The 12,529-nt window shown below is 47.2% G+C and carries 12 protein-coding genes; 3 read left to right on the top strand and 9 right to left on the bottom strand.

What is annotated here, in order from left to right:
• The first annotated feature begins 70 nt into the window (after positions 1-70).
• From ACFOEK_RS03680 to ACFOEK_RS03670, 3 genes are all read left to right on the top strand, one after another.
• Positions 71-1,639 carry a phytoene desaturase family protein gene (locus tag ACFOEK_RS03680; RefSeq protein ID WP_386716335.1) on the top strand — a complete coding sequence of 523 codons (1,569 nt, stop codon included), beginning with the start codon at positions 71-73 and terminating at the stop codon, positions 1,637-1,639.
• A gap of 2 nt (positions 1,640-1,641) precedes the next feature.
• Positions 1,642-2,814 carry an FAD-binding oxidoreductase gene (locus ACFOEK_RS03675; RefSeq protein ID WP_386716332.1) on the top strand — a complete coding sequence of 391 codons (1,173 nt, stop codon included), beginning with the start codon at positions 1,642-1,644 and terminating at the stop codon, positions 2,812-2,814.
• Between the two features lie 257 nt (positions 2,815-3,071).
• Positions 3,072-3,545 (top strand): FKBP-type peptidyl-prolyl cis-trans isomerase, encoded by a 474-nt coding sequence (locus ACFOEK_RS03670; RefSeq protein ID WP_386716329.1) that lies wholly within the window; start codon positions 3,072-3,074, stop codon positions 3,543-3,545.
• 46 nt (positions 3,546-3,591) lie between these two features.
• Here the strand turns inward: ACFOEK_RS03670 and ACFOEK_RS03665 are convergent, their stop codons facing one another.
• From ACFOEK_RS03665 to rsxB, 9 genes are all read right to left on the bottom strand, one after another.
• Positions 3,592-4,281, bottom strand: coding sequence for a TetR/AcrR family transcriptional regulator (locus ACFOEK_RS03665; RefSeq protein WP_386716326.1), 690 nt, complete (start codon positions 4,279-4,281; stop codon positions 3,592-3,594).
• Between the two features lie 121 nt (positions 4,282-4,402).
• Complete coding sequence (rlmF, locus tag ACFOEK_RS03660; protein WP_386716323.1) at positions 4,403-5,383, bottom strand: 23S rRNA (adenine(1618)-N(6))-methyltransferase RlmF; 981 nt, start codon at positions 5,381-5,383, stop codon at positions 4,403-4,405.
• 4 nt (positions 5,384-5,387) lie between these two features.
• A complete protein-coding gene (gloA, locus tag ACFOEK_RS03655) occupies positions 5,388-5,792 on the bottom strand; it encodes a lactoylglutathione lyase (RefSeq protein WP_386716320.1) in 405 nt (134 codons plus the stop codon).
• Between the two features lie 109 nt (positions 5,793-5,901).
• Complete coding sequence (nth, locus tag ACFOEK_RS03650) at positions 5,902-6,537, bottom strand: endonuclease III (RefSeq protein ID WP_386716318.1); 636 nt, start codon at positions 6,535-6,537, stop codon at positions 5,902-5,904.
• Positions 6,538-6,584: 47 nt separating this feature from the next.
• Entirely contained in the window at positions 6,585-7,292 is a 708-nt protein-coding gene (locus tag ACFOEK_RS03645; RefSeq protein WP_386716315.1) for an electron transport complex subunit E, read from the bottom strand.
• Positions 7,293-7,294: 2 nt separating this feature from the next.
• On the bottom strand, positions 7,295-8,014 hold the full coding sequence (rsxG, locus tag ACFOEK_RS03640; RefSeq protein ID WP_386716312.1) for an electron transport complex subunit RsxG: 720 nt from the start codon (positions 8,012-8,014) through the stop codon (positions 7,295-7,297).
• A gap of 3 nt (positions 8,015-8,017) precedes the next feature.
• A complete protein-coding gene (gene rsxD / locus ACFOEK_RS03635; protein ID WP_386716309.1) occupies positions 8,018-9,064 on the bottom strand; it encodes an electron transport complex subunit RsxD in 1,047 nt (348 codons plus the stop codon).
• A 7-nt stretch (positions 9,065-9,071) separates the two neighbouring features.
• Positions 9,072-11,915, bottom strand: coding sequence for an electron transport complex subunit RsxC (gene rsxC / locus ACFOEK_RS03630; RefSeq protein WP_386716306.1), 2,844 nt, complete (start codon positions 11,913-11,915; stop codon positions 9,072-9,074).
• On the bottom strand, positions 11,915-12,520 hold the full coding sequence (gene rsxB / locus ACFOEK_RS03625) for an electron transport complex subunit RsxB (protein ID WP_386716303.1): 606 nt from the start codon (positions 12,518-12,520) through the stop codon (positions 11,915-11,917). Before rsxB ends, rsxC begins: the two co-directional genes overlap by 1 nt.
• Positions 12,521-12,529: the final 9 nt, after the last annotated feature.

Here is a 12,529-nt window from a genome sequence, read left to right as displayed (position 1 = left end):
TAAACTTTACTTTGTAAGGTTGCTCATGTTGATTGAAACAAAATAACAAGAAACGTATGAGGGCAAACCGATGACCGACTTTGATGTGATCGTGATTGGTGCGGGTAACGCGGGTTTGACGGCCGCGGTGGCTGCTCAACGAGGCGGTGCACGCACACTTCTTTTAGAAAGGCATAACATCCCTGGTGGGTGTGCGACTTCGTTTGTACGAGGTGACTATGAATTTGAAGTTGCTCTTCACCAATTGAGTGGCATGGGAACCGACGACAAGCCGTTTATTCTTCGTCAAATCTTCCAAAAACTTGGCATTATGGATCGCTTGGAAGTGGTTCAAGAGCATTCTTTGTATCGCATTGTGATGCCGGGTGAGTTTGATGTGACCTTACCTGCCAGTGTGAAGGGGCTGATAGAGGTTCTGAGTGACCAGTTCCCTGCAGAGGCCGATAACATCGCTCGTTATATGAAGCTCTGCGAAACCCTCTGCCTGGAAGCCTTTATGATGATGCCTCGTGTTATGAAGGCAAATGATGAGAGCATGCTTAAGGCATCTTGTCCGAACTATGTGAAATACGGCCTGAAATCGACCAAAGAGGTGTTGGATGAGTTCTTTGAAAGTGAACAGTTGAAGGCCATCATTGCTGCGTACTGGTGTTACATCGGTATGCCGACCAAAGACATCCCGTTCATGGATATGGCAGTGATGATCTATTCCTACGCTGCCTACAAACCGTGTCATATCAAAGGCGGTTCACAGGCAATTTCCAGCGCCTTGTTGGAATCCTTTATGGAAGCGGGCGGTGAAGTTCGTTTTAACTGCGGAGCAAAGAAAATCTTAACGGAAAACGATGCGGTCACCGCTGTTGTTGCAGAGAATGGCGAGACCTTCAGTTGTTCTTCCGTAATTTCGAATTCCAGCCCGATTCATACTTTTAACGAATTGTTGGATACGGATCATCCGCCAATCCAAGCCGCTCAAGATATGAAGTCTCGTCGTTTGGGGACTTCTGCGTTCGTGCTTTATATTGGTTTGGATTGTTCGCCTCAAGACATCGGAGTGAATGCAGCATCGACCTTCATCATCGACAGTTGTGATGAGGAAGTTGCACATAAGAACATGCAGAGCATGACACCGCCGATGCATACCATGCTGACCTGTTACAACTTTGAAGACCCAAGCTTTGCACCGGAAGGTAAGACCACCTTGTCGTTACTTTGCTTGCAATACGGAGAGCCATGGGAGTCTATTCCTCCGGAAGACTATGCCAAGACCAAATACGAGTTTGCAGATCACTTAATTGAACACGCAGAACGAGTCTTTCCTGGGATTCGTGACAACATTGAAGAGCTCGAAGTGGGCACGCCTCTGACTATGATGCGTTATCTCAACACCCCCGGGGGCGCTATCTATGGTTTCCAGCAGAACACTCAGGATGGGCCAATATTCCGCGAGCGCATGAATGCCATTGATGGCTTGTTATTGGCTGGCTGCTGGAATGGGATGGGCGGTTTCCAGCCAACTTATATGATTGGTGAAAGTACGGGCCGCGCGGCGGTTAAGAAAGTTAAGAAAAAGCACGCCGAAGCCCAACAAAATCAGGCATCAGAACAAGTGTTAAACACAGAAGCAGAGGGAGCTTAATCATGTCGAACTCTTCACCTGAAATGAACGTATTGCATGCCGTCGAAGGTTATCAACAAGCCTTGGATCATAAAGCGGAATTAGAAAAAACGGGCACGGATTACACCGAGCAAAAGGGTAAGGTCGAAAGTACAATTGCCAAGTTGCATCCTAAGCGTTTGACGCTCGAAGTGGCTGAAATTATTGAAGATACCCCAAGTACTAAAACCTTTCGTTTGGTGTCTACCGGGTTACCTTTGCCACCCTTTCAGGCCGGGCAGTACATCAATTTATTTGTGAACATTGATGGCGTCGAAACAGCACGCCCTTACGCCATTTCTTCCGCGCCGTTGGCCCGTGGTTATTACGATTTGACGATCAAACGTGTGGAACAAGGCTATGTGACGCATTTCCTTTTGGATCGCGTTAAGGTGGGTGATCAGTTTGAGAGTACCGGGCCTATGGGGACTTTCTATCACAACCCGGTTTTTCATGGGAATGATTTGGTGTTTCTTGCAGGTGGTTCTGGTATTGCACCTGCGCGTAGCATGATCAAAGACATTGCTGATCGCGGTCTTACTTATAAATTCCATCTGATCTACGGCTCAAGCTATGTGGATGATGTGATCTTTGATGAGGAACTGAAAGCCTTGGACAAGGCGCATGAGTTTCTAACAGTGACTAAGTTAATTTCACGTCCGCCAGAAGGTTATCAAGGCCGCACTGGTCACCTAAAAGCGGAGGTCATTGAAGACTTGGTGGGCGATGTTCAAAGCAAGATGTTTTATGTCTGTGGACCAACCAGCTTCCATGAGTTTTGTGAGTCCCAACTTGAACTGCTGAATGTAAAAGCTAAACGAGTACGTGTTGAGTGTAACGGGCCACCAAAGAACCCTGAAACGTTAGCAGGCTGGCCAGAAGGATTAGCCCCTGAGCACGAAGTAAATGTCACCATCAAAGGCAAAGGAACATTTAAGGCGCGAGTGGATGAGCCTTTGCTGAACAGCATGGAGCGAAACGGCTTTACTACCGAGAATGCGTGTCGCTCAGGCGAATGCAGCCTTTGTCGTGTAAAAGTCACAAAGGGGCAGGTGTTTAATCCTCCGGAAGCGCATTTGCGTTCGACGGATGCCCAATACGGTTGGTGTCATTCGTGTGTGGCGTTTCCTACTGAAGACATTGAGATCGTCGTTTAACGATGTCTTTTTACCGTAGCCTCGTACAACAGAGGCTTCACGGTTTGTAACTCTTAAGGTTCCCGTGCTGTTTCAAGCAGCACCTTTTAGTCAGTATTTTTTAGCCAACACAGATAAGGTAGTAATCATCTGTGTTGGCTTTTTTGTCTCAACCCTTTTGTCGGACAATGTCATTTCCCTGAAGTCATTAGTTCTATACAATGCGGCTTCCGTAATTTTTGTTGTATTACTAGCTATTAGCGTCGGGAGCCTTCCTTATGATGAATTTACTTGTGATTGTCGTCACTGTCTTTTTGGTCTTTATGTTTACCCGACGATTCCAGAACGCTAAGAAGCAAGCTCAGATTAATATTCAAAAAGGGCAGGAATACATAGACCTTCATAAGAACGATTCAAACGTTGAACAAACAGAATCTGGTATGTTGTATCAGGTTTTGCGTAAAGGCACGGGGACAGAACATCCTTCCGTTACTAATAAAGTGACAGTACATTACCACGGTACGTTGATCGACGGCACGGTCTTCGACAGCTCTGTGGATCGTGGCCAGACCATCGACTTCTTTCTGAATCAAGTGATTCCTGGTTGGACAGAAGGGCTTCAAAAAATGGTGGTGGGTGAGAAAGCACGTTTGAGCATCCCGAGTCACTTGGCTTATGGGGATCGCCCGGTCGGTGCCATTCCTGGTGGATCGCTACTGATCTTTGATGTGGAATTGATCGCGATTAACTAACACTGCGATCATGATCTTGTGAAGGGAGAGTTCTCTCCCTTAGTTACTAAATCAATTCAATGTTGGGGCTGGCACGAAGCGCCGCCTTGGCCAAGAACTGTTTTAAGCTAGTACCTTCCGGTATGTCGATATGGCCTTCGATAATCAATGCCGCCATGCCATGAACGATAGACCAGGCGCCAATGGCCTGTGCTTTAATCATTGTTTCGTCTTGATATACGCTGGCAAAGGCATTCTTTAGCAAGGCATAAGGGCCTTCACTGAAACCGTCCTGCTCAATAGAGAGTTTTGGCTCAAGTGCTTGGCTTGGGTTTTCCTTTCGATTTCTGCGACCTTGTGAGTCCACCTGGCCTAACATAATCCGATACAACTGAGGGTTGTTTACCGCGAATTCCAAGTAGGATGTGCCATAAGCCAATATCAATTCTTCCGGTTTCTGCAAACCTTGACTGTCTTGTTCCATCGCTGTGGCTAACGAGCGAAAACCGTCTGCAGTGATTGCCTGAATCAACTCTTTCTTATTCTTGAAGTGAGAATAGGGCGCCATGTGGGATACACCAACTTCGGCCGCAATGGAGCGTAGGGATAACGCATCTGCACCATCGCGTTGAAGAATGGTTCTGGCGGCAGTAATAAGAGACGCTTTTAAATCACCGTGATGGTAGGTATTACCTTTGGTTTTTGGTGATTTCGAGTCTGATGCTTCAGTCGTTACAGATACAGTAGTATTGGACATGCAATGCCGTTTCAAGGTTGGAAGTGAATAACGTAAAAGATAAATGCTTATTTTTCAGGATTATACAAAGAAAGCCGGGACTTCCCTAATTTCCTACGAATTTTATCTATTCAGAGACTCTCTAGTGATCTCTAAACCAATGGATCTGTTCTGATTTTGGGTGAAATGTCCAAGCGATGAAACGGCTGATTTTATTGCCTTGCGCCATTTTTACTTCTCTAAAGTAAGCAACTTTGTGTTTCTTCAATGCCCTGTGAATGGCGGGTAAATGCTCTTTCTTAGCCACTAATGAGGTAAACCACAGGCATTGATTCTGAAATTGAACACTTTCTCTAATCATCTGTTTGATGAAACCGACTTCACCGCCTTCGCACCAAAGCTCATTGTGTTGTCCGCCAAAGTTTAAGCGAGTCGATGGTTTTTGATCCTGTTGCTTGATCGCGCTTTTCTTGAGATTACGTAATTTACGATCCGTGCCGTCAGCCGCTTCTTGTGCGGATGTATGGAAAGGAGGATTACACAGCGTAAAGTGAAAGCGATCTGTGTCCGAAATAACGCCTTCAAAAATATGAGCTTTGTTAGCTTGGTGTTTCAGCTTAATGGATTTGTGCAGTTGATTGGCTTTAAGGATTGCTTCGGCGGATGCCAGTGATGGTTTTTCAATATCACTGGCTGTCATTTTCCAACCATAACTTTTATGAGCCAGAAGCGGATAAATTACGTTGGCACCAGTGCCTATGTCGAGACCGTGAATGTGTTTGCCTGTCGGTAAATTACCTTGATTGGATTCACTCAGTAAATCGGCCAGATGGTGAATGTAGTCAGCCCGACCTGGAATCGGTGGGCACAAGTAGCCTTTGGGAATATCCCAAAACTCAATGTGATAATGATGCTTTAGCAACGCCGCATTCAGACACTTGACCGCTTGATCGTCGCCAAAATCGACAGTTTGCTCACCTCGAGGGTTGAGCTTTAGGTAGTTCTTTAGCTCAGGTTTTACTTGGCATAACGCGTTTAAATCGTAGCGCCCGGAATGCGGGTTTCTGGGGTGGAGTGCAGCTTTAGGTTGAGACGACGTCTTATGTTTAGAATGTTTAGACACTGTCTTAACCGAGCCCTTGTCCTGCATCTTTCTTATTGATCAATTCGATGCTGTAACCGTCTGGATCTTTTACAAAAGCAATAACGGTGGTGCCGCCTTTCACCGGGCCTGGTTCGCGTGTCACGGTCCCGCCTTTGGCTTTGATGGCATCACAGGTGGCATAGATATCGTCAGTTTCGATGGCAATATGGCCGAACGCGCCACCATGCTCATAATCACTGACACCCCAGTTGTAGGTTAGCTCAATGACTGCGCCGTCTTTCTCATTGCCATAGCCTACAAAAGCCAAGGTGTATTTGTATTGTTCATTGTCAGATCGACGGATCAGGTTCATGCCCAAAACATTAGTGTAAAACTCAATGGAACGATCAAGGTCGCCAACGCGCAGCATGGTGTGAAGAATTCGCATGTGTAACTCTCAAGTAGACTGATTTTTGGGAAATTAGCTTCTGGGTTGATGCTCAGGCTTAAATTGCTGAATGAGTATAGGAAAAAGAACGAATAAACTCAGTAGAAACTTATTCACTCGTCTTTTCTTTGAATTCACATAAATCTTCAATGATGCAGGCAGTGCACTTAGGTTTGCGTGCGGTACACACGTATCGGCCATGAAGAATCAGCCAGTGATGCGCATCCATCAAAAAGTCTTTGGGGACAAGTCGAATTAGGCGATCTTCCACTTCTCGAACGTTCTTACCCGCAGCGATTTTTGTCCGATTGGAAACTCGAAAAATATGCGTATCAACGGCCATCGCGATTTGACGAAACGCGGTGTTCAATACCACGTTAGCGGTTTTGCGACCAACACCCGGTAGGGCTTCTAACTCTTCGCGGGTTTCTGGTACTTCACCATCGTATTTTTCGATCAGGATCTTGCACATGGCGATGGCGTTTTTTGCTTTGGAGTTGTACAGACCAATGGTCTTGATGTACTCACTTAAGCCTTCAACACCCAATTCATAAACTGATTGAGCCGTGTTAGCCACCGGAAAGAGTTTGCGTGTGGCTTTGTTAACACTGACATCGGTGGCTTGAGCTGAGAGGGCAACGGCCAGCAATAACTCAAACGGAGAGCTGTATTCCAGCTCCGTTACAGGGTTTGGGTTCTGATCTCTGAGTCGAGTAAATATCTCGGTACGTTTTTCTTTATTCATCAGATAGCTGTCATCTATTAAGAACGCAATTTTTAGGAGCGAGAGTACTAAGAAATCGTACCGGTCACACGAGCACGTTTGGAGCCGGTCTCAACGTGGACTTTATTTGCTTCTTCGCGTTCTTTAATTTTCGCGTCGATGATGTTTTTAACCGCGATAATCAAGCCTAAACCAATGAAGGCTCCCGGCGGTAGGATTGCGAATAGCATGCCTTTGTAGTCATCGAATAAGATAACAGTCCAGTTCTCCGCCATGCTACCAAACAGTAGGGTCATGTTTGAGAATAGGGTACCCAGACCGATGATTTCACGCATTGCACCTAATAAGATCAAGATGCCGGTGAAGCCTAAGCCCATCATCAAACCGTCGATCACAGAAGGCAGAACCGGGTTCTTACAGGCAAAAGCATCAGCACGGCCTAGAATGGCACAGTTGGTTACGATCAATGGGATAAAAATACCTAGAATCTGATAGAGCTCGTAAGTGAACGCTTGCATCAGAAGCTCTACAGACGTGGTGAAGGAGGCAATGATCATTACGAATGCAGGAAGACGAACTGCTTCCGAGACATAGTTTCGAATCAGCGAAACGGATAAGTTAGAGCCGACCAAAACCAGAATAGTTGCAAGGCCCAAACCTAGTGCGTTAACTACCGAGCCTGTTACCGCCAACAGCGGACAAAGACCTAAAAGTTGAACTGTGGCCGGGTTATTTTTCCAAAGGCCATCGACCACGATTTTTTTCATGTCTGTCATGGTTATTCTCCTTTGGTGCTTTGTGAGCCAGCAGAATCTAAGTCTGGATCATAGGTCATTTCAAATACATTCGCAGGTTCTGCACCTTCGATACTTTGATGTGTTTCTATGTTCATTAGACGGTGTTTATTTTGTTTGAAGGCTTTCAGTGTTTGATGGACTGCTTTAACGATGGTTCGCGGTGTAATGGTTGCACCAGTGAACTGGTCAAATTGACCGCCGTCTTTTTTAACTTTCCAGCCGGAGTCTTCAGGGTTGTTAAGAGAACGACCGTTGAAGGTCAGAACCCAGTCAGATTTCTTTAGCTCGATTTGGTCACCCAATCCCGGTGTTTCCTGATGCTGAAGGACGCGAATACCTGCCAGCTCTCCTGAGCGTTTAACGCCTACTACCAAGCTGATCGGGCCAGTATATCCTTCGAGTGCTTTCACTGGGAAAAAGAAGACCGCTGCTTGGTTGTCTTTCCTAGCAATAAAAGCCTCTGTCGGGTGAGTAAGTCCTAACGCCTTACCGTTGACCCAGAAAGCATCTTCAAGCAAATCATTATCGTGTTGATCACGAGGCAGAATTTCGTGCAGTGCTTTTACGCGAGCTTGTTGAATATTGTGGCTAATGGTTTCTTTGGTCGTTACTTGAATGACGGCGATCAGTCCGGCGGTGACTGCCGCGAATATGGCTAAACCTATAGCGTTTTTACGAATAGCAATTAACAACGAATCCATGGATTAATCCTTCTTCTTTGGCAGGCCGGAGCGCGCTTTGCGGTGACCATAGGTTCGAGGTTGGGTGTACTGATCAAGAAACGGCGATGCAAAGTTCATCAGTAACACGGCAAATGCTACCGCGTCAGGGTAATTACCAAAGGTGCGGATCAAATACACCAAAATGCCAACGCCAATACCAAAGATTAAGCGGCCCTTTGTGCTGGTCGCGCTGGTGACCGGGTCGGTCACAATGAAGAAGGCACCCAACATGGTCGCGCCGGTTAATAAATGGAAGCTGGCTGGTGCATAGCTGTCAGGGTCAATAATTTGGAAAATGGTCGCAATCACTGCGATTCCCGCTAACATGCCAATTGGCGCATGCCAGGTGTAGATTTTACGTGCCAGTAAGTAAATGCCTCCTAACAGGAAGGCCACTGAAACTACTTGATAGGCTTCGAACGTTTCTGGCTGTAGGGCGGCTTTCGATGCGAATAATTCGTTCAAGGTTTGACCGGCACTGTGCTTCATAGCATCAAGTGGCGTCGCACTGGTTAAGCCATCGTGGGCTACAGATAAGCCAAAGATATGGCTAAAGGTATCAGAGAAGCTCAAGACAAAACTGTGATTTGGGAAAGACCATTGGGTCATATCCACAGGGAAGGAAACCAGTAGCAAAGCATACGCGACCATAGCCGGGTTAAATGGGTTATAACCCATGCCGCCATACATGTGTTTAGCCACAATAATTGCGAAAGCCACCCCGACCGTGGTTAACCACCATGGAGCGAAGGTCGGCAAGGCCAAGGCAAGTAACAATGCGGTAACGATGGCTGAGCCGTCTTTTAAATAGAAGCTCATTGGGCGCTTACGAAGTTTTAATGCAAAGGCTTCAGAAAGTAGGGCAACGATAACGGCCAAGCTAATGTTGATCAGCGTGCCCCAGCCAAAATACCAGGTCATCGCCAAAATGGCAGGTACAGTCGCCAGAATTACCTGGGTCATTACCCATCCAACGCTACGCACGTTGGATTTATTCATATGAGGGGAAGTGATGCTCAATAATGACATAGGGTAATTATCCTTTCAGGGCGTCCATTGCAGCCGTTTTCGCTTCATTGGCCTGATCATATTTTTCTTTTGCTTCAGCAACTTGTGTTTCAAGAGCCGAGGTGTCGCCACCGGCTTCTTGTGCCGAGCTCAGCTCTCGTTCCAGTTTACGCCATGCTGCCTTAGCTTGAGACGCGGCCACTTTTAGTTCTTTAGCTTTTTGTGCCGGGTCTTCTTCGATTTTGGTTTCAGTGATTGTTTCTGCTACCTCGGCTGGTTCAGAACTGTTCGATTTAGCTGCAGGTGCTTCTTTCTGAAGTTTGACCTTTTCCTGAAGCACTAACTTCTTGGCATTGAGCTTCTCGTAGTTTTGAACGGCTTCGGCTAGGGTATCTTCCAGTGCTTTGATTACGTCAGCCGTTTGGCCTGCTTCTTTGGCTTCATCGACCGCTTTTTGTGCTTGTTTTGCTGCGGCACGGGCTTGAGATGCTTGTACCTTCATCTCTTTGTATTTCTGATCGAGCGTTTTGGTCGCAGGTGCATCCGTGACTTGAGCTTTGCTTGATACTGCTTGTTCTTTGCTTGAAGCCGTGACGCCATTCTTTGCATCATCCAAGGCTTTCTTAGCCGCTTCATAGGTGGCCTGCAACTTGGCTACTTCGGCTTCCTGTGCTTTGACTTCTTCAGCTGAAAGTTCGCCCGCTTCTTTAGCGGCGTCGAATGCGCGCTGTGCTTTGAGGTGAGCTGCTCGTGCTTGTGAAGAGGCAACCTTTAACGCCTTAACATCAACGGCTGGCTGAGTGTCAGCGGTGTTTGCCGATGCTTCAGCTGAAGGTGCATTTCCAGACTTGGCGTCATCCAGTGCTTTCTTCGAGTCTTCATAAGCGGTGAGTAGTTTCGCCACTTCAGCTTCTTGAGCTTTTACTTCTTCCTCTGAAAGCTCACCAGCTTCTTTCGCTGCATCCAATGCTCGTTGAGCTTTTAAATGGGCAGCACGGGCCTGCGAGGAGGCAACTTTCAAGGCTTTCAGGTCAGGGCCGTTAGATTCCGCAGGTGCAGCGGGTGTCGAACCACCGCTACGTGCTGAATCCATCTTGGCTTTGGCATCGTCGTATGCTTTTTTCAGCTTAGCGATGTCCGCTTCTTGTTCGGCAATTTGTTCCGGGGTTACTTCACTCGCTTCTTTGGCGGCATCCAACGTACGTTGAGCTTTTAAATACGCAGCGCGAGCCTGAGACGACTCTACCTTTAAGGCTTTTAGATCAACGCTCGGCGCTGATGCATCGGCACCTTTTTTGGTTTTGGCTCTGGCCACCGCAGCTGCAATCGCGGCTTTCTTATCGTCTTCGGCGTTATCGGAGGGTGTTGCTTCTGCTTGTGCGGCGGCTTTTTCTTTTTCCGCTTTGGCTTTTGCAGCTGCGTCAGCACGAGCTTTACGGCGTGCTTCTTTTTCAGCCTCTTCTTTAGCCAAGCGCTCTTGTCTGGCTTCGAAACGCATTTTTGCGCGATCTGATTTGATGTGTGCTTGCTCTTCCGTGCGAATTCCGCCTTTGGCAAAACGGAAATATTGAACCAGTGGAATATGACTAGGGCAGACAAACGAACAGGCGCCGCATTCAATACAATCAAACAAGTTAAAGTGTTTGGCTTTATCAAACTCTTTAGCGCGAGAGAACCAATACAGCTGTTGTGGAAGAAGCTCAGCAGGACAGGCTTCGGCACACATACCGCAACGAATACAGTCTTGGACGGTTGCTGGGTTCGGGAATTCTGCTTCTGTGGCTGCAAGAATACAGTTAGTGGTTTTAATCACTGGCAGATCAGTGGTCTGTAATGCGAAGCCCATCATTGGCCCGCCCATGAGTAAGCGGTGCAGATCGTCTTCGTCCAAACCGCACTGATACAGTAGGTCTGCTATGGAAGTACCGATTAAGGTTTCGAAATTGCCTTTATCAGCGACAGCATTACCGGTCACTGTGGTAATTCGGCTGATCAGAGGTTCGCCTTGTAAAACGGCTTTACTCACCGCAGCAACGGTTCCGACGTTTTGACACACAATGCCTAGGTCGGCGGGAATACCACCGTGAGGTACTTCTTTACCCGTAAGAATTTGAATCAATTGTTTCTCACCACCGGATGGGTATTTGGTTGGAATAGCCGCAACTACCACTTCAAATGGCAAGGTATTCGGGTGAGATTGAACGGAAGCTTTTAACGCTTCTACTGCATCCATCTTGTTATCCTCAACGCCGATAATGCAGCGGCGAGGTTTTAGGATGTGGCCAAGAATGCCAATGCCTTCAATGATTTGATCGGCGCGTTCCCGCATAAGCAGGTGATCGGCGGTGATGTAAGGCTCACACTCAGCACCATTAATGATTAAGGTGTCGATGTGATCATCATCTTTCGCGGTCAGTTTCACTGATGTCGGGAAGCCTGCACCGCCCATACCAGTAATGCCATGATTACGGATATGGTTTAGTAATACTTTTGGATCGGTGTGACGATAATCCTCAATGATTTCACGTTCACACCAAGTTTCTTCACCGTCGGTCTCGATGATCAGAGTTTCAGCGGACAGACCGGAAGGGTGTGGAATCGCGCGATTTTCAATCGCAACCACAGTACCTGAGGTTGGTGCGTGCAATGAAGCACTGATGAAACCATTCGCTTCTGCAATGCGTTGGCCTTTCAGTACTTTATCGCCAACCTTGATAGATAGCTCCGATGGGCTACCAATATGTTGTTGCAGTGGCAGATACAGTTTCTTTGGCAAGGCTGCCTGGCGAATCGGCTTTTGAGATGATTGCTCTTTATTTTCTGCTGGATGAATGCCGCCGTGGATATCCCAGAGTTTTATTGCTTGACTCATTAGGCAGCTTCTCCTCGGCCTTTATCCGTAATAATTAGATGATCATTCTGTGTCGTTACTGTGTCAGCTGCAGAAGGCGGTTGATCCCAGCTCCAAGTTTGAAGCGTAGGCGCCACAGGCACCATATCAATACAATCGACAGGGCAAGGTTCTACACAGAGATCACAGCCGGTACATTCGCTGGCAATCACGGTGTGCATTTGTTTTGCTGCGCCTAGAATGGCATCAACCGGGCAGGCCTGAATACATTTGGTACAGCCAATACATTCATCTTCACGAATGATGGCTACTTTGGTAACGGATTCTTCACCGTGTTCGGCATCCAACGGTTCTGGCTCAACACCTAATAAATCGGCCAAGGCTTGAATAGTCGTTTCACCACCAGGAGGACACTTATTAATTTTCTCACCGCCTGCAATGGCTTCAGCGTAAGGCTTACAACCCGGGTAGCTACATTGTCCGCATTGAGTTTGAGGGAGCAGAGCATCGATTTGATCGACGATGGGATTGCCTTCCACTTTATAGCGGATTGAGGCAAAGCCGAGAATGGCTCCAAAGAGAAGCGCTAAGCCAACTAAGGCAAGGATAGCGGTTAATAACGTCATGTCGCCTCC

Source organism: Litoribrevibacter euphylliae (genome assembly GCF_042646085.1).
GTDB classification, from domain to species: domain Bacteria; phylum Pseudomonadota; class Gammaproteobacteria; order Pseudomonadales; family Litoribrevibacteraceae; genus Litoribrevibacter; species Litoribrevibacter euphylliae.
This window is presented reverse-complemented; position numbering and strand designations above follow the sequence as displayed.

Bases quoted from the DNA above. Each gene is read 5' to 3' on its own strand.
- ACFOEK_RS03665 (WP_386716326.1), bottom strand. From the start codon at position 4,281: ATGTCCAATACTACTGTATCTGTAACGACTGAAGCATCAGACTCGAAA.
- ACFOEK_RS03645 (WP_386716315.1), bottom strand. From the start codon at position 7,292: ATGACAGACATGAAAAAAATCGTGGTCGATGGCCTTTGGAAAAATAAC.
- ACFOEK_RS03670 (WP_386716329.1), top strand. From the start codon at position 3,072: ATGATGAATTTACTTGTGATTGTCGTCACTGTCTTTTTGGTCTTTATG.
- ACFOEK_RS03680 (WP_386716335.1), top strand. From the start codon at position 71: ATGACCGACTTTGATGTGATCGTGATTGGTGCGGGTAACGCGGGTTTG.
- ACFOEK_RS03675 (WP_386716332.1), top strand. From the start codon at position 1,642: ATGTCGAACTCTTCACCTGAAATGAACGTATTGCATGCCGTCGAAGGT.
- rsxB (WP_386716303.1), bottom strand. From the start codon at position 12,520: ATGACGTTATTAACCGCTATCCTTGCCTTAGTTGGCTTAGCGCTTCTC.
- rsxC (WP_386716306.1), bottom strand. From the start codon at position 11,915: ATGAGTCAAGCAATAAAACTCTGGGATATCCACGGCGGCATTCATCCA.
- rsxD (WP_386716309.1), bottom strand. From the start codon at position 9,064: ATGTCATTATTGAGCATCACTTCCCCTCATATGAATAAATCCAACGTG.
- nth (WP_386716318.1), bottom strand. From the start codon at position 6,537: ATGAATAAAGAAAAACGTACCGAGATATTTACTCGACTCAGAGATCAG.
- gloA (WP_386716320.1), bottom strand. From the start codon at position 5,792: ATGCGAATTCTTCACACCATGCTGCGCGTTGGCGACCTTGATCGTTCC.
- rsxG (WP_386716312.1), bottom strand. From the start codon at position 8,014: ATGGATTCGTTGTTAATTGCTATTCGTAAAAACGCTATAGGTTTAGCC.